Raw genomic sequence first — 15,993 nt, forward strand, 5'->3', positions numbered from 1 at the left:
ATTTTTTTAGTGAAGTAGGTTGACGAACTATATTTTTTGGAATAATATATACCCCATAGGGTATGATGAAACAACAAAATGAAATATCATCAGGGGGAAAACATAATGACTGAAAAGAAAAGAACGACGATCATTTTATTTAGTGGTGATTATGATAAGGCAATGGCTGCTTATATCATCGCAAATGGGGCGGCGGCTTACGATCATGAAGTGACCATCTTCCATACATTCTGGGGATTGAATGCCTTAAGGAAGGATGAGCCGGTTTCATTAAAAAAAGGATTTCTGGAAAAAATGTTTGCAAAAATGATGCCGCGTGGTTCAGATAAAATGGGACTATCCAATATGAACTTTGCTGGGATGGGTCCTAAAATGATCAAACATGTGATGAAAAAGCATAACGCCATGTCACTCCCAAATTTAATTGAGTTGGCCCAAGAACAGGAAATCAAACTAATTGCCTGTACGATGACAATGGATTTATTGGGCTTGCAGCAAGTGGAATTAAGTGATGGAATTGAGTATGCAGGTGTTGCGGCTTATTTAGCTGAAGCAGAGGATGGAAATGTAAACTTATTCATATAATTTGGGGTACTGGAGGGATGAGTTCAAATGGGAACTATATTCAATCTCATTATATTAGGTTTCATCGTTTGGATTTTATATCAGCGATTTGTCCCGGCAAAGGGGATAAAAAATATAAATGCGGCAGAGTTAAAAGTTGAGCTAAGTAACAAAGGAAATAAGCAATTCATTGATGTCCGTATTCCTAATGAATATAGGGGCAATCATATTAAGGACTTTAAAAATATTCCTTTAAGCGAACTTGGTAAAAGGGCACAAGAACTTTCAAAAGATAAAGAAGTGGTAGTGATCTGCCAAAGCGGGATGCGGAGCAGTAATGCAAGTAAAGCATTGAAAAAATTAGGATTTAAAGAAGTCACTAACGTAAAAGGCGGCATGAGTTCTTGGCGCGAATAAAAGGAGGATCTTAAAAATATGAAAGAAATTTTACCGAATGAAGTGAGTGCATTGTTGAAGGGAAACTCGCCAGTCCACATTATTGATGTGCGGGAGGTGGAGGAAGTAAAGGTAGGGAAAATACCAAATGCTGTAAATATCCCGTTGGGTCTAGTGGAATTTAGAATGCAGGATCTGGATAAATCAAAAGAGTCTATCATGGTCTGCCGGTCAGGGGGCAGAAGTTCAAGGGCAGCACAGATACTTGAGGATCATGGATATAAAGTGTTGAACATGGTGGGTGGTATGAATCGCTGGGAAGGTCCTACAGCATAATTTCAAACCCGAATATACCCCCATCCCTATTTAGAAAACAAGGAGGAAATAAAATGATTAAAACAAATTCCGTTTTGGATGCTAAAGGTTTAGCATGTCCCATGCCAATCGTAAAAACGAAAAAAGCCATGAATGGTCTGGAAGCAGGGGAAGTACTGGAAGTTCAAGCGACTGATAAAGGGTCAACTGCCGATATGAAAGCCTGGGCGGAAAGTACAGGTCATCAATATTTAGGTACAGTTGAAGAAGGAACCACACTAAAACATTATCTTCGGAAAGCAAGCGGAGAAGAAACAGAAGTGAAGAAGCATGAAAAAATCATTTCAAATGAAGAACTTCTTCAAGTAATGGAAGAAAATCGAAATATGATCCTTCTGGATGTACGAGAATCCGCAGAGTATGCTTTTCATCATATTCCAGCAGCGAAATCCCTTCCAATGGGTGAATTGGAACAAAGTATGGGTGAACTTGATAAAGAGTCAGAGATTTTCGTGATTTGCCGTTCTGGCAGCCGAAGTGATCTTGCTGCACAAAAACTGACGGCGGCTGGATTTGAACAAGTATTCAATGTTGTACCAGGCATGAGCCAATGGAACGGGCCTTCACAAAAATCCGTTAATAAATAAAGGTGACTCTAAAATGGAGGAATATAACATGACTAACAAAGTGGCAATAATCGCAAGTAATGGTGGTGTATTTGACGCATATAAAGTGTTTAATATCGCAACGGCAGCGGCAGCAACAGATCAAGAAGTGGCAATTTTCTTTACTTTTGAAGGCTTGAATTTAATTCATAAAGAGGCGAATGGACAACTTCCATTGCCTGAAGGTAAGGAGCATTTCGCCGAAGGCTTTAAAAAGGCTAATGTTCCTTCAATTCCGGAATTAGTTACTATGGCTCAGGAAATGGATGTCAAGTTTATTGGCTGTCAAATGACCATGGACGTTTTGGGCATGGAAAAAGAAGCTTTAGTTGACGGTATCGAAGTAGGTGGGGCAATCACATTTTTAGAGTTCGCTAAGGATGCTGATGTTACATTAACCTTTTAATGAAGGTAAAATTTTTTGGGATTTTTAATACTGTAGGGGGTATATAAGATGGCGTTTAAGCAAATGACAGCAGCTGAGGTTTCAAAGAAAGTAATCAATAAAACAGACTTATTTATTTTGGATGTTCGAAATGAAAGTGACTTTAATGATTGGAAAATTGAAGGGCAGAACTTTGAATTCCTTAATATCCCTTATTTTGATCTACTGGATGGCGTAGAAGAAATCCTCGATCAAATCCCGACCAATAAAGAAATCCTGGTAGTATGCGCAAAGGAAGGCTCATCTGTTATGGTAGCTGAAATGCTATCTGAAGCTGGATTGGATGTTTCTTATTTAAAGGGCGGCATGAAAGCATGGAGTGAACACTTGGAACCAGTGAGGGTCGGCGAATTGACCAATGGCGCTGAAATTTACCAATTTGTTCGACTTGGTAAAGGCTGTCTATCTTACATGGTCATCTCCAATGGTGAAGCAGCCGTAATTGATTCTACAAGAATGATAGATGCCTATCTTGATTTCGCCGATGGTATCGGAGTGAAAATTACACATGTTCTGGATACGCACTTACATGCCGATCATATTTCAGGTGGAAGACGAATAGCGGAAGTAACAAATGCAGCCTACTGGCTGCCGCCAAAAGATGCGGCTGAAGTAACTTTTGAATATCAGCCATTAGAAAGTGGTAAAGTGATAACGATCGGTCATATAGCGATTGATATCCAAGCATTATACTCCCCGGGCCATACCATTGGATCCACTTCATTTGTGGTCGATCAAAAATACTTGCTTTCCGGGGATATACTATTCATTGATTCCATTGGCAGACCGGACCTAGCTGGATTAGCTGAGGATTGGGTAGGGGACTTAAGAGAAACACTTTATACACGTTATAGAGAATTATCAGACGAGTTAATAGTATTGCCATCACATTTCATGATCATCGATGAATTGAATGAAGACGGAAGTGTCGCTAAAAAGTTGGGTGCGCTGTTTGCTGACAATCATGGATTGAACATTGCAGATGAAACGGAATTCAGAGAGCTGGTAACAGGTAATTTACCGCCTCAACCAAACGCATATCAAGAAATTCGCGAAACCAATATGGGGAAAATCGAGCCTGATGATGAAAAACAGCGCGAAATGGAAATCGGACCCAATCGTTGTGCGGTTCGCTAATACTGGTAAAAATAAAATCCAAGAAAATAGGAGAGAAGAAATATGAATTCAGATAAAGTGTTAGACGCTAAGGGACTTGCATGTCCAATGCCGATTGTTAAAACAAGAAAAGCGATGAATGATTTGCAAACCGGTCAAGTGCTGGAAATACATGTAACAGATAAAGGAGCAAAAGCCGACTTAGCGGCTTGGTCAAGATCTGGTGGCCATGAACTGGTGGAAACGGCAGAAGAAAATGATATACTGAAATTTTGGATCAGAAAAGGCTGATAAAGGGAAGGGAACCAATAGGGTTCCCTTCTTTTAAGGGAGGCACTTACAATGGATATCACCTTTATCATGACCATCTTTTTGATTGGTTTTATAGGTTCATACGTTTCTGGAATGCTCGGCATCGGCGGCTCGATAATAAATTATCCAATGCTGCTGTATATTCCCCCGATCTTTGGTTTAGCGGCATTTAGCGCCCATGATGTGACAGGAATAAGTGCTATACAAGTCTTATTCGCTTCCATCGGAGGTATATGGAGCTATCGTAAAAGCGGACATTTAAATAAAACGCTTATTCTCTATATGGGGATCAGTGTGTTAATTGGAAGTGTGGTTGGAAGTTTTGGATCACAATCGATGTCGGAAAACGGGGTGAATATCGTCTATGGAGTTTTGGCGTTGATAGCGGCTGTCATGATGTTCATACCGAAGAAAGGGATAGATGACATTCCTTTGGATCAAGTTACCTTCAACAAATGGCTTGCTGCCATCCTTGCCTTAATCGTTGGTTTAGGTGCCGGTATAGTCGGTGCCGGAGGGGGCTTTCTATTAGTTCCGATCATGCTTATCGTTTTAAGAATTCCAACCAGGGTAACGATTGCGTCTTCATTAGCCATCACTTTCATTTCATCCATAGGTGCAACAGTAGGAAAAATCTCAACGGGACAAGTTGATTACTATCCAGCATTAATCATGGTTGTTGCAAGTTTAATAGCATCTCCGCTTGGGGCAATGGCCGGTAAAAAAATGAATGTAAAAGTCCTGCAAGTCATACTGGCTCTATTGATTTTAGCGACGGCTGTGAAAACGTGGGTGGGGATCATGTCTTGAGGTACTCTTTGAAAGGGAAGGAAGCAGTTGTGAAAATAATATTAGAATTCTAAAAAGAGTTCTATCGTTAAAGAATTGTTCACAATAGGCCACACTAAAAGTTTTCCTCCATCACTTTTTTCTCTTATTATCTTGTACCAGATAAGTCAATGGGACTTCTGTTAATAGAAAAAGCTGACTGTTGAAAGTCAGCTTTTTCCTAATGTGGCCGTTGATAATTAATTAAAAAATTACCGCTAAAATAAAAAAAACAATCATCAATAATTGAATTAATACTTTGGCTAAACTGCCGCCTAAAAAACCGATTATAGTAGCAAACCCAACTTTTGAAGCCTTCACTATATCTTTTTGAATGATTAATTCCGAAATGAGGACTGCTAAAAATGGTACGAGAATTATCCCAAAAGGAGGGAAGACGAATGAACCAACAATCGTGGCAATAGCTGCTATTGTCTCGGATGTTTTTGACCCCCCATACTTTTTAACAAAATAACTATTTGCGATAATGTCGGCCGCGATTAATACACCGCTCAACACAACCATACTGATCCAGAACCATAAGGATAACTCATCAGAATTAATGAGGAATTGATAAACTGCATATCCTCCCCAAATGGCAACAACCGAGGGAATAATAGGATAGACAATTCCTACAAAACTTAAAGCAAATAAGACGATCGTTAATCCCCACCATAAAATATCCAATAAAACTCCACCTTTTCATACTTACTTATCATATATCTACTAAATTATATTTCTATTTAGGGTCAAAAACCATTTATTCTTTTTTTGTATATTCGAATCCCTCACAGGTCATCAACTACCAAAGGCTCAAATCCTTAATATCACAGGGGTTTGGTCCTTTCTTTATTTTGTCTAACGGGATGCGTTTAGATAAACGTTAATCTAACGGGTGCTTCGTATTATAAGGTTAGCCAGTTTTTACTGGTTGACCTTTTTTTAATAGAATCTATTATATCAGTAGCCAGGGTAGGACGTACGGGTGCGTGGGACTTGATCCCGTGAACTAAACTGTCCGGCCCCCTACTTGTAGAAACATGTTTGAGGCTGGTTGGGACGTAGATCTCGTATAACAAGCGAAGCTATGACACTACATGGAGGACTAGGGGTACTGGTAAGTAAGTAGAGGAGGAAAAAACAATGAATCCAGTAGTCCGTTTGGATGTGGCAAAAGGAGAGAGTCAAGTTCAGGCATTTTTAGATCAATCTAAACCGTATGGGACGAGCTTTTCAATGAAGCACATCAAAGAGGAATTAGATCATTTTTTAGACTTTTTAAAAGAGATTGAAGAGGTGACAGGGCAGATGCCTATGGTCATTTTAGAATCTACAGGGCATTACCATACTCCGGTTATTCAATACTTGGAGGAACAAGGGATTCTATATATCTTACTAAATCCGATTATTTCTTATCAGGCAAAGAAGACCAGTTTACGGAAGGTAAAAACAGACGCAATCGATGCGTATCAGTTGTGTGTGCTGTATTACAAAGAGGATTTAGAACCTCATAAAATTAGAGGAATTCAGCTATTAAACCTTCGGAATTTGTCCAGACAACAGGAAATCGTAACGAATATGTATGTGGAAGCTAAACTTCAGTTTCACACCATTTTAGATCAAGTGTTTCCTGAATACCGGAAGGTTTTTGGGGATCTATATTCGAAGGTTTCTTTATTGATGTTAAAGGAATTTCCTACTTCAGATGCGGTATTAAAAGCCGGAGAAAGTAGACTAGCAGAGAGTGTTATAGAGTTCTGTTCTAGCCGATCGGGTGAATGGGCATGGGAAAAAGCCAAAAAAATAATGGATTCCGCAGCTCGAAATCCATTTCAAAAAAGCGTGTATGAAAGTCACGTAATCAATCTTCGTATGTATATTGAGTTGCTTTTTCATTACCAGGGACACCTTTCTGATTTGGAAGATCGTATAGTGGCCCTGGCAAATGAACTGGAAGAATATAAGATCATCCAATCGATTCCCGGTATCGGGGAAAAAATCGCAGCCACGATTATCTCTGAAATTGGTGAAATCGATCGGTTTAATCATCCGAAAAAACTGGTTGCCTTCGCTGGAGTAGATCCAAGTGTTCACGCATCGGGTAAGTTTACGGCAACCATTAATCGTATTACAAAAAGAGGTTCGAGCAGACTACGTCATTCTCTGTATCTTGCCGTACTATGCGGCATAAGAAGTTCAAGGAACAAAAAGCTTAAAGCATTCTATGATAAGAAAAAATCAGAAGGAAAACCTGCCAAAGTGTCAATCGTTGCCTGTATGAATAAGTTGCTTCATTGGATTTACGCTCTATTAAAGAGAAAAGAAACGTTCCTAGATTTAGCCTAATTAACGGTTTTGTGAAACAGAGAAAAATCCTTCCAAAAGGGTTTTGGAGGGTTATTTGGCATGGCCAAAAATAGTATATCATAAGGGAAATGAAAATTTCAGAGAAAAATATTGACATCCTATTAGCTGGTTTAGTTAAATAAGGTTTAGGTATTCCAAATAAAGAAACTCGCCAATTACTATGGCGAGTTTTTGCTTTTTTATATACCAATACCGATGTCAAAACGACTGTCATTTCAGCACGGATTTTTAGAAAAGCACCTTAAAACGGAACCCTTTAACCTTTAAGGTAAGTCTTTTTGTTTTGAGGTTTCCATATAGGAAAAATAAAAAACAACAATGAAAGCAGTTGATTTCACCTAAGAACTACAACTGCTTTTAGCTTTTAGAAAGGAACCTGCGTATATTTCCTAGCAAATTAGTATACAAGGACTTTTATAATTTACAAAAAAGAAATAGCGCCACTAATTATAGCTAATACTGTTAAGATTAACGATGTCAAGATGGCCCATTTGTATGCGAATTTTTGATATTCTCCAAGGTCTTTATCAACCATGCCAACTAATAGAATGGTTGATGCAACAAGTGGGCTCATTAAATGAGCGGGTTGTCCCAATATAGAAGCCCGAGCAATTTCTAACGGACTAATACCATAGGCTGAAGCTGCTTCTGCAAGAATAGGGAGAACTCCAAAATAATAGGCATCATTCGATAAAACGAAAGTGAATGGCATACTTGTAATGCCAACAATGACAGGAAAAAACTGTCCTAATGAAGCAGGTATTATCGCAACCAGTCCATTAGCAATGGCATCAACCATTTTTGTACCGGAAAAGATTCCTGCAAATACTCCTGCCGCAAAAACTAATAGAACAACAATTAAAGCGTTTCCAGAATGTGCTAAGATACGTCTTTTTTGCATTTCCAGATTAGGGTAGTTAATCATTAAAGCAATGGCGAAACCGACCAAAAATAAAATAGGGGAAGGTACCAATCCCATGATAAGAATGACCATAATGCCTACCACAATTAATAAGTTAACCCACAAAAAACGAGGACGTTTAATGTCAATATGAGGAAATGTTTCAGTGGCTTCATTTTCTACAGTAGCAGCTATTTCATTTTTCAACTCGTCTATGTGTATTACACCCAGTCGTTTACGTTCTTTTTTCCCTAAAATAAATGCGACGAAAATAACCCAAAGAGCACCACCAATCATGGTAGGAATAAGTGGAACAAAAAATTCGGATGCATCAAGTCCCAATACTGCTATTGCTCGGGTAGCAGGTCCACCCCAAGGGGTCATACCACTCATAACACTTAAAGCTAGCATGGCTACTGTGGCTAAAACCAATGGATTCATACCGATTCGTTTATAAAGTGGATACATAGCTGAAACAGTAATGATATATGTTGTTGTACCGTCTCCATCTAGGGCCACGAGTAATGCAAGAATTGTGGTACCCATCGAAATTTTGACAGGATCTCCCTTGACGACTTCTAATAACTTTTTGATAAGTGGGTCAAATAAGCCCGTGTCTATCATAATACCAAAAAACAATATGGCAAATAATAATAGAGCTGCAGATGGAGCGACTAGCTTAATGCCTTCCATCATCATAGTCCCAATTTTACTTCCAAAACCACCAACTACTGCAAAAACGATCGGAACTAAAGTTAAAGCAACAATGGGTGATAAACGTTTGGACATAATTAAATAGGTAAAAACGGTAACCATGGAGATGCCTAAAATTGTAACAAACATTATTAAATCCCCTCCCATATTTTGAATGCGCTTTCAAATGATTTCTGGATGACTAAAAAAACAATTTCGCGACTATTCAGAAAAATTAATCGGTAGATTAATTAGTTTTACACTATGCTAAGCGCTTTTCTTTATTAAAGGTAATACAGAGAGAACAATAAGTTAAATACATATTTTTTTTGTATTGGTATCAAAATAATTTATTCTTTAAAAAGAATCGGGAGTAGAGCAAAGAAAGCCAAAGGATAAATGATTAAATGACGAAATATTTTAAAAGTTTAATGATATAGCTCTCTCTTCTTTTTTATTTAACATTTAGTTTTACGTTACTGTTCTTGTCTTTTTTTCTTAAACTTAATTTTAATACCATTCTTAGCAATGGAGGCACTGCGGCATAAATAAAAGCCATCCGAAATAGTTGATAGCTGGTAACAGTAGATACATCAGCATTGACTTCTTGTGCAATGATTCCCATTTGATCCATTCCACCAGGGGCTAAACTTAAAAAACCCGTAATAGTCGATAAATCATAATAATGGGTCAGTAGAAAACTAAAAAACATTGTTGCGCAGATCAAAATTAGTCCGTTCAGCAAAGCCAATAATAAGGTTTTTCTTTTGTTGTCAAGTTGTTCCGGTTTTAATAGTAAACCGATATAACCGCCAACCATAAATTGAGATATATCAAGAAGTGAAGGAGGAAGTGGTGGTCCCTGCAAACCTAAAAGACCTATTGCAGCAGCAACGATTACTGGTCCTAAAAAGTAAGGAGCTGGTAGTTTGAATATTTTACCTATTCTTGCTGCGAGAAAACAAATAAGCGCGAACAGAAAGATAAGAGGAAATAAATCACTCCACTCTGGAATAACGTTATCCATTATTTTAGATGAGCCATTGGTACTTTTCGCAGCAAAAATGGGACTGAAAATTAAAAGGGGAACTAAGAAAACAACCATTATCACTCTTGTAACATGGAAAAAGGTTACTGTCGTAATATCAATACCTTTCATTTCTTCTGCAAACACAACAATTTGTGACAAACCTCCAGGAATACTACTCGTTAAGGATGTAGGATAGTCAATGCCGGAATATTTTGACATAACAAAAGCCGAACATACACACACAAGGACAATTAAGGTTGTAAGGATTAACATTGAGGGAAGGTGACTAATCATGTCAGACAGTGAGCTCTTGGTAAAAGAGATGCCAATTGAATAACCTACAATAATTAATCCAGTATTTCTCATCGAAACGGGCCAAATTAAATTAACGTTTTTGAAACGTGATGCAATTAATAGGGCTGCCATTGGACCTAGAAGCCAGGGGATTGGCAACCTGATAAGGGTGAAAAGGCCGCCTCCAATAAAAGCAGTTAGAAGTGCAGCTGAAAATTGGGTTGTCTTGCTTGCATTATTTAAATCCCACTTTTTCATATTAATTCTCTTCCTTTGTACTAGTTTTATTTCGATTCGTCTTATTTCTATTGTTTAGAATCATTAAGAAAATCAATAAATGCTTTTACTTGTGCCAAATCCATAGTCACATCCCGATAAAAAACCCAAGTTTCTCTAAGCAAATAGCTATTATCGCTTAATACAATGGGGAAAGTATACAGTGGTTCATCATTTTTAATACAGATTTCTGGTAAAATGGCATATCCTAAACCATTAAGAACCAGTTCTTTACATGTTTCAATCCGATCTACCTCCATTGAAATCTTAGGTGGTACCGCAAATGTTTCCTGCCACCAGTTTTCAATAGTATTCCTTAACGATTGGTCTGTCTGATAATTAATTCTAGGAAGAAAAGGAAGTTCTTTTAATTCAATTTTTTTACTGGAGGCAATACAAATCTTTTCTTCTTGAAATAACACTTTATTTTCCTGCCATTTGTAAGGACCTCTAACTATCCCGAGGTGTGCTTCTTCTTTTTGAAGCATTTGATGAATTTGAGAACTCCATCCAGTTTTCAAACTAATTTCAACCTCTGGATATAGTGTTAGAAATTCTTTTAATAATACTGGCAGTTTATATCGGGCAAACAAGCCAGATACACCCAATCGCAAAGTTCCTTTTACTTTTTCATCCAAATTTGAAATGTGTTCTTTTGCAGCTCCTAATTGCTTACGCATATTTTTCGAATATTTAACTAGGTATTCCCCTTCAATTGTAAACTCGACACCTCTTTTGCCTCTAGAGATTAAATTTGTTTTGAACTCTTTTTCCAGCTGTTTTATACGATAGGATAAAGCTGGTTGAGAAATAAATAGTCGTTGTGCTGCCTTTGTTATATTTCTTTCTTCGTAAAGAGTAATTAAAATAAGCCAGTCTTTTTCATCCATAAAATTTTTCTCCTTTAACCATAAAAAATATTTATGGGTAATTGTAAATAATAATAATTTATTTGATTTCTAAAAGTATAATACAACTAATGAATAAAAGAAATCTATCTTTTTATGTAAATCAATAGACTCACAATAGTTTGCGTTTCCTGCATTTTTTCATAAAATTTTTCTATGGCAATGAATAAAAAAACAATATTATTTTTATTCATTATTTTCACTTATTATTTACATGAAGAGTTATCACTACTTAACAGGAGGGGTAAAAATGTCAAATACACAAAATTATGATGTAGTTGTAGTAGGGGCAGGAAACGCAGCTTTATGTGCCGCAATCTCAGCAAAAGAGGGCGGTGCTAGAGTTCTTGTGTTAGAACGAGGACCAGTGGAAAAGCGTGGAGGGAACTCTTTCTTCACGGATGGAGCCATTCGTGTTGCATACAATAATTTGGACGCAATCAGAAATATAATACCTGAATTAACAGATGAAGAATCCGATTTAATTGTAATGCCTGAATACTCGGAATCCGATTATTACAATGATCTAATGCGAGTAACAGGTGGACAAAGTAATCCTGAGTTAGCAAAACAGCTGGTTTCTAGATCATATGAAACAATTACGTGGATGCGTGATCAGGGAATAAAATTTGAATTGAATTATGAAAATCAATCTTTCGTACAAGATGGAAAGCGCAATTTCTGGGGGGGACTGCCTATCAAAACGGAGGATAAAGGCGTTGGCTTAATGAGACAGCTCTTTGCGCGGACAGAAGAAATCGGCATCGACGTTTGGTACGATTCACGTGCTGTGGAGCTTGTATCAGAGCATAACACAATAACCGGTGTCGTTGTGGAGAAGGATCATACAATGGTAACTGTTCAGACATCCGGTGTGATTTTGGCTTGTGGCGGCTTTGAAGCCAATAAGAAAATGAGAAGTGAAAATATTGGTGAAGAATGGGAAGCGGCTATTGTTCGTGGAACCGAGTTCAACACAGGAGACGGCATTTCCATGGCTATGGCAGTTGGGGCTGAAAAATTTGGGCAGTGGTCTGGATGTCATTCTATTGGGACTGATTATAATGCGCCAAAAGTAGGAGACTTCACGAAGCCGGGAGATATTTTTAAAAAGCATTCTTATCCTTACAGCGTCATGCTTAATAATGAAGGGAAACGGTTTGTTGATGAAGGAGCAGATTTGCGAAATTACACCTATGCCAAATACGGCCGTGAGGTATTAAAACAGCCTGGACATGTGGCATATCAAATTTATGATGCACAGGTACGCCCGATGCTGCGTAAAGAATATGACCTTGAAGAAGCGACTATTTATAAAGCAGATACGCTTGGGGAGTTGGCTAGTTTACTGCCGGTCAATCAAACACAATTTCTTAAAACGATCGAAGAGTATAACAGTGCCGTACAAGATGGCGAGTATAGACCTGCAGAGAAAGATGGCAAAGGAACGAAAGGAATTACCCCTCCTAAATCCAACTGGGCACTTCGAATTGAACAAGGTCCATTCTATGCTTTCCCTGTAACGTGCGGAATCACCTTCTCGTTCGGTGGTTTGCATGTAGATACAACGGGTCATGTGTTAGACAAAGAAGAACAACCGATAAAAGGTCTCTTTGCGGCTGGTGAAATGATTGGGGGGATTTTTTATGAAAACTATCCTGGTGGATCCGGGTTAATGTCTGGAGCAGTCTTTGGAAAATTAGCTGGTTCATCCGCAGCCCGCTATACTCAAGAAAAGGTTGAAACGATCAATAATCACTGAGTCTTTTCCATGAATGGTTTATTAGATAAGAATGTGTCCAAAAAATAATAGAGTTACGTGTAGTAGAAGAATGAAAAATAGCCAAGGCTTAAAAAAGTCCTTGGCTGTTTGGTATTTTAAAATATAAAAATTCTGTATGCTTTGACTAAAACTCATATCATATAGGTATATAAAAGGTCAAACTTAGTAACAGTTTATCTATTGGAATTTTTTCAGGTGGAGTGATTGTATAGCTTTAAGCGTCCTGATGGCCAGACAATAAGATTCTTCATTACTAGCTTTTCGAGTTTAGCACCAGCTTGAATGGATCAGATGGGCATTAACGTGCATGAAGCCAGTTCTAACTTATCAATTTACCAGTTATATTGCTGTTGATCACTCCGATGCTAAAATTCAGCATGAAAAAGGGTAGTGGATTTGTTTATTGGTATTTTTCTCTAAACAAAATGATAGATAGTAAGTAGCTTTTTTTAAATACTATAGTAACCATAAAAATTTGATTTCAGTATCTGTACCCTAATTTGTATAGGGGTTTTAGCTTATCTGGGGAAATTCACTTCTATTCTCAATCCTAGTTTATTATTAAATTTGAAGACATGGTTTAGGTGAAATACATTAGAGTCTGGGCTCTTTTGAAGTCTCACTTATACAAAACAAGGATCATTGAAGTAAACAATTTCGGAAAGAATTTTAGTGCCTTTCATATTTTTGAATAGTTCTTTCGCTTCTTTTTCTGTGTCAAATTCAAATATTTTAATATTTTCTTTTAAAAAGACAGTGATGACCCACATTTGACAAGCCTCCAAGTGATAGAAAATTTTTTTGCTGTAATTGCAGATCAATTCAAATCAAGCTAATTGATAGGAAAGCTCATAATATTTTTTCGTGTACACGTATCCCTCCAAAATGATTCTTGCTGTGCGTACCACTTTAATAGCGCGTATGTGTCCTGCCAAGAAATCAACTTTTGTTTCCATTATCCCGGCCGGGTGGGCTAATCGAAAAATTTCGTGTTTAATATTTACCATCTCAGATAAAACCGTTTCCTGTAAGTAAGCCCCTGCTGTTGCACAGATGGCTCCTGTAATAGCAAGCGCTTGATGGGGCTTTTGCATGGACATCATTCGGATCATCAAATCCATCTCTGACGCTTTTCTTTCCGATCCGTTTAGATCGACGTAATCCATAGGAGGAGCAATTAGGGTCATTTTAGGTACAGCAGGAGATTTGACAGTAGCTGTTTTCTTATCGGAAAATTGACACATTTCAGCTGCAATTGACCGAATTTCTTCCAGTTCATTTAATTTTTCCTGTGAATAATCAGTGGGCAATTCGCTTCCGCTTAGACCAATATCCTGTGCCCTTACAAAAACGAGTGGATTGGCAACATCAATAATTGAAACTTGAATTAGTCGATCCTTGGTTTTAATCATGTCAATCGGATTTCCTGTAGGGAAAAGTTTTCCTGTAACTGCTCCTTCTGCACGAGTAAAAGAAAGATAGATAGGTGATCCTTTACCAGGCACCCCAGGAATTGAGCAGCATCCTTCTGATTTTACATGTCCATTTTCAACCTCTACTTCTGCAATAATCAATTTTTGTGTATTCACGTTAAAAATTTTCACCGTTGTAACAGGTTCTTTTGCAGGGACTAATCCTTGCTCAATTGCGTAAGGTCCTACAGCAGATGAAATATTTCCACAATTTCCTTTAAAATCAACCATTTGATTATCGATACTAATCTGAGCAAATGTATATTCCACATCGAATTCTGGTGAATCTGATTTTTTGATAATCGCTGCTTTACTTGTCAATGAATTCGCTCCTCCAAGACCATCAATCTGTCTCCGATCCGGACTGCCCATCACGTCAAGTAAGAAACCTTCCCAGTGTAAGGGATTCGAAGGCATATGTTCATAGTTAAGGAACACACCTTTACTTGTCCCGCCGCGCATTACAACTACAGGTACTTTCATTGTATAACCACCTTTTCTCAACCAATATTTATAGCACTACCGGTTCCTTTGAAAATATAGTATGATAAGTTTGTTCATAAGTAAAATACATATTTTTTTAATAAAAATGATAAAAAAACTTATAATCTACAAAGGGGGAGATGGTTAAGTGGACGAAAAAGATTGGATTGCGATAAGGGTACTTTATGAAGAAAAAAACATTAGCCGTGCCGCAGAGCGTTTATATATATCGCAGCCGGCGTTAACGTACCGGCTTAAAAATTTAGAAAAAGAATTTAGCACGAACTTATTTTTCAAAATAAAAGGAGGCATTGAGTTCACTTCAGAAGGGATACATTTAGCGGGCTATGCGGAAGAAATGGTGAAAAAGTTGCAAAAAACGAAAGATTATATGCTGAATATGAAAAATGAGGTAAGAGGAACGTTAAGGCTTGGCGTTTCCAGCAACTTTGCCCAATATAAACTACCAGAAATATTGAAAAAGTTTTCAACACAATATCCTTATGTACAATTTAATGTGAATACAGGCTGGAGTACTGAAATCATGCATCTTCTGGATTCCTCTAGTGTTCAATTAGGCATTCTGCGTGGAAATTATGAATGGTATGGAATCAAATCGCTACTGCATAAAGAAAGACTTTGTTTAATTTCTAAGAAAGAGGTAGACTTGGATAATTTGCCAGAACTTCCATTCATAAATTATAAAACCGACAGTTCTTTAAAAAACTTAATAAATGGCTGGTGGCATGATAGATTCCCAGAGCCACCATTTGTAACTATGGAAACAGATCGGCAGGAGACGTGCAAAGAGATGGTCAAAAATGATCTTGGTGTTTCTATTCTGCCAGAAATATGCCTGCAGCCTTCAGATAATTTGCATACATACGGGTTATCCTACAAAAATGGGAAGCCGGTGTTAAGAAATACATGGTTAATGTATAACCAGGATTCATTAAAACTCTCTACTGTGAAAAACTTTATTGATTTCTTGAATAAAAATTCCAATCTATAACGAAAAAGCACAATGAAATTATTGACAATTTCATTGTGTTTTTTTGATTTCTTAATTTAATATAAAATGGATTATAAGTTTTTTTTTCGAAAAAGTACAAAAAATATGTATTTCACTTATTTAATGATATGAA

At 37.4% G+C, this 15,993-nt stretch carries 17 protein-coding genes; 11 read left to right on the top strand and 6 right to left on the bottom strand.

Annotation, left to right across the window (positions count from 1 at the left end):
- Positions 1-105: 105 nt before the first annotated feature.
- The 8 genes from AC3ISB_RS10765 to AC3ISB_RS10800 are packed head-to-tail and all read left to right on the top strand — an operon-like array spanning position 106 to position 4,623.
- On the top strand, positions 106-585 hold the full coding sequence (locus tag AC3ISB_RS10765; RefSeq protein ID WP_489276356.1) for a DsrE/DsrF/DrsH-like family protein: 480 nt from the start codon (positions 106-108) through the stop codon (positions 583-585).
- A 27-nt stretch (positions 586-612) separates the two neighbouring features.
- Positions 613-981 carry a rhodanese-like domain-containing protein gene (locus tag AC3ISB_RS10770; protein ID WP_489276358.1) on the top strand — a complete coding sequence of 123 codons (369 nt, stop codon included), beginning with the start codon at positions 613-615 and terminating at the stop codon, positions 979-981.
- Between the two features lie 18 nt (positions 982-999).
- Positions 1,000-1,296 (top strand): rhodanese-like domain-containing protein, encoded by a 297-nt coding sequence (locus tag AC3ISB_RS10775; RefSeq protein ID WP_489276360.1) that lies wholly within the window; start codon positions 1,000-1,002, stop codon positions 1,294-1,296.
- 53 nt (positions 1,297-1,349) lie between these two features.
- Positions 1,350-1,922 carry a sulfurtransferase TusA family protein gene (locus tag AC3ISB_RS10780; RefSeq protein WP_489276361.1) on the top strand — a complete coding sequence of 191 codons (573 nt, stop codon included), beginning with the start codon at positions 1,350-1,352 and terminating at the stop codon, positions 1,920-1,922.
- A gap of 28 nt (positions 1,923-1,950) precedes the next feature.
- A complete protein-coding gene (locus AC3ISB_RS10785; protein WP_141993324.1) occupies positions 1,951-2,346 on the top strand; it encodes a DsrE/DsrF/DrsH-like family protein in 396 nt (131 codons plus the stop codon).
- A gap of 48 nt (positions 2,347-2,394) precedes the next feature.
- Positions 2,395-3,522 carry an MBL fold metallo-hydrolase gene (locus AC3ISB_RS10790; protein WP_098373105.1) on the top strand — a complete coding sequence of 376 codons (1,128 nt, stop codon included), beginning with the start codon at positions 2,395-2,397 and terminating at the stop codon, positions 3,520-3,522.
- A gap of 42 nt (positions 3,523-3,564) precedes the next feature.
- Complete coding sequence (locus AC3ISB_RS10795) at positions 3,565-3,792, top strand: sulfurtransferase TusA family protein (RefSeq protein ID WP_098373104.1); 228 nt, start codon at positions 3,565-3,567, stop codon at positions 3,790-3,792.
- Between the two features lie 51 nt (positions 3,793-3,843).
- A complete protein-coding gene (locus tag AC3ISB_RS10800; protein ID WP_480338866.1) occupies positions 3,844-4,623 on the top strand; it encodes a sulfite exporter TauE/SafE family protein in 780 nt (259 codons plus the stop codon).
- A 222-nt stretch (positions 4,624-4,845) separates the two neighbouring features.
- Here the strand turns inward: AC3ISB_RS10800 and AC3ISB_RS10805 are convergent, their stop codons facing one another.
- Complete coding sequence (locus AC3ISB_RS10805) at positions 4,846-5,328, bottom strand: DUF456 domain-containing protein (RefSeq protein ID WP_098373102.1); 483 nt, start codon at positions 5,326-5,328, stop codon at positions 4,846-4,848.
- A gap of 456 nt (positions 5,329-5,784) precedes the next feature.
- On the opposite strand from AC3ISB_RS10805, the gene AC3ISB_RS10810 reads away from it, so the two are divergent.
- Positions 5,785-6,987 (top strand): IS110 family RNA-guided transposase, encoded by a 1,203-nt coding sequence (locus AC3ISB_RS10810; RefSeq protein ID WP_489276363.1) that lies wholly within the window; start codon positions 5,785-5,787, stop codon positions 6,985-6,987.
- A 442-nt stretch (positions 6,988-7,429) separates the two neighbouring features.
- Here the strand turns inward: AC3ISB_RS10810 and AC3ISB_RS10815 are convergent, their stop codons facing one another.
- The 3 genes from AC3ISB_RS10815 to AC3ISB_RS10825 all read right to left on the bottom strand — a co-directional run bounded on the left by AC3ISB_RS10815 (position 7,430) and on the right by AC3ISB_RS10825 (position 11,092).
- Entirely contained in the window at positions 7,430-8,752 is a 1,323-nt protein-coding gene (locus tag AC3ISB_RS10815; RefSeq protein WP_480338867.1) for a CitMHS family transporter, read from the bottom strand.
- 304 nt (positions 8,753-9,056) lie between these two features.
- Complete coding sequence (locus AC3ISB_RS10820) at positions 9,057-10,184, bottom strand: AbrB family transcriptional regulator (RefSeq protein WP_489276365.1); 1,128 nt, start codon at positions 10,182-10,184, stop codon at positions 9,057-9,059.
- A 47-nt stretch (positions 10,185-10,231) separates the two neighbouring features.
- Positions 10,232-11,092, bottom strand: a complete 861-nt coding sequence (locus AC3ISB_RS10825) for a LysR family transcriptional regulator (protein WP_489276367.1) — start codon at positions 11,090-11,092, stop codon at positions 10,232-10,234.
- Between the two features lie 232 nt (positions 11,093-11,324).
- Between AC3ISB_RS10825 and tcuA the strand changes: the two genes are divergently transcribed.
- Entirely contained in the window at positions 11,325-12,872 is a 1,548-nt protein-coding gene (gene tcuA / locus AC3ISB_RS10830) for an FAD-dependent tricarballylate dehydrogenase TcuA (protein ID WP_353617862.1), read from the top strand.
- Between the two features lie 644 nt (positions 12,873-13,516).
- Here tcuA and AC3ISB_RS10835 read toward each other — a convergent pair.
- Both AC3ISB_RS10835 and AC3ISB_RS10840 read right to left on the bottom strand, forming a co-directional pair.
- On the bottom strand, positions 13,517-13,663 hold the full coding sequence (locus tag AC3ISB_RS10835) for a hypothetical protein (RefSeq protein WP_169803979.1): 147 nt from the start codon (positions 13,661-13,663) through the stop codon (positions 13,517-13,519).
- A gap of 57 nt (positions 13,664-13,720) precedes the next feature.
- Positions 13,721-14,848, bottom strand: a complete 1,128-nt coding sequence (locus AC3ISB_RS10840; RefSeq protein ID WP_098373099.1) for a 2-methylaconitate cis-trans isomerase PrpF family protein — start codon at positions 14,846-14,848, stop codon at positions 13,721-13,723.
- Between the two features lie 148 nt (positions 14,849-14,996).
- Between AC3ISB_RS10840 and AC3ISB_RS10845 the strand changes: the two genes are divergently transcribed.
- Complete coding sequence (locus AC3ISB_RS10845) at positions 14,997-15,860, top strand: LysR family transcriptional regulator (RefSeq protein ID WP_214773876.1); 864 nt, start codon at positions 14,997-14,999, stop codon at positions 15,858-15,860.
- The last annotated feature ends 133 nt before the right edge of the window (positions 15,861-15,993 follow it).

The organism is Peribacillus sp. GL_122 (genome assembly GCF_057835005.1).

Coding starts and splice junctions, on each gene's coding strand:
- AC3ISB_RS10765 (WP_489276356.1), top strand. CDS start 106: ATGACTGAAAAGAAAAGAACGACGATCATTTTATTTAGTGGTGATTAT.
- AC3ISB_RS10770 (WP_489276358.1), top strand. CDS start 613: ATGGGAACTATATTCAATCTCATTATATTAGGTTTCATCGTTTGGATT.
- AC3ISB_RS10775 (WP_489276360.1), top strand. CDS start 1,000: ATGAAAGAAATTTTACCGAATGAAGTGAGTGCATTGTTGAAGGGAAAC.
- AC3ISB_RS10780 (WP_489276361.1), top strand. CDS start 1,350: ATGATTAAAACAAATTCCGTTTTGGATGCTAAAGGTTTAGCATGTCCC.
- AC3ISB_RS10785 (WP_141993324.1), top strand. CDS start 1,951: ATGACTAACAAAGTGGCAATAATCGCAAGTAATGGTGGTGTATTTGAC.
- AC3ISB_RS10790 (WP_098373105.1), top strand. CDS start 2,395: ATGGCGTTTAAGCAAATGACAGCAGCTGAGGTTTCAAAGAAAGTAATC.
- AC3ISB_RS10795 (WP_098373104.1), top strand. CDS start 3,565: ATGAATTCAGATAAAGTGTTAGACGCTAAGGGACTTGCATGTCCAATG.
- AC3ISB_RS10800 (WP_480338866.1), top strand. CDS start 3,844: ATGGATATCACCTTTATCATGACCATCTTTTTGATTGGTTTTATAGGT.
- AC3ISB_RS10810 (WP_489276363.1), top strand. CDS start 5,785: ATGAATCCAGTAGTCCGTTTGGATGTGGCAAAAGGAGAGAGTCAAGTT.
- AC3ISB_RS10815 (WP_480338867.1), bottom strand. CDS start 8,752: ATGTTTGTTACAATTTTAGGCATCTCCATGGTTACCGTTTTTACCTAT.
- AC3ISB_RS10820 (WP_489276365.1), bottom strand. CDS start 10,184: ATGAAAAAGTGGGATTTAAATAATGCAAGCAAGACAACCCAATTTTCA.
- AC3ISB_RS10825 (WP_489276367.1), bottom strand. CDS start 11,092: ATGGATGAAAAAGACTGGCTTATTTTAATTACTCTTTACGAAGAAAGA.
- tcuA (WP_353617862.1), top strand. CDS start 11,325: ATGAAGAGTTATCACTACTTAACAGGAGGGGTAAAAATGTCAAATACA.
- AC3ISB_RS10835 (WP_169803979.1), bottom strand. CDS start 13,663: ATGTGGGTCATCACTGTCTTTTTAAAAGAAAATATTAAAATATTTGAA.
- AC3ISB_RS10840 (WP_098373099.1), bottom strand. CDS start 14,848: ATGAAAGTACCTGTAGTTGTAATGCGCGGCGGGACAAGTAAAGGTGTG.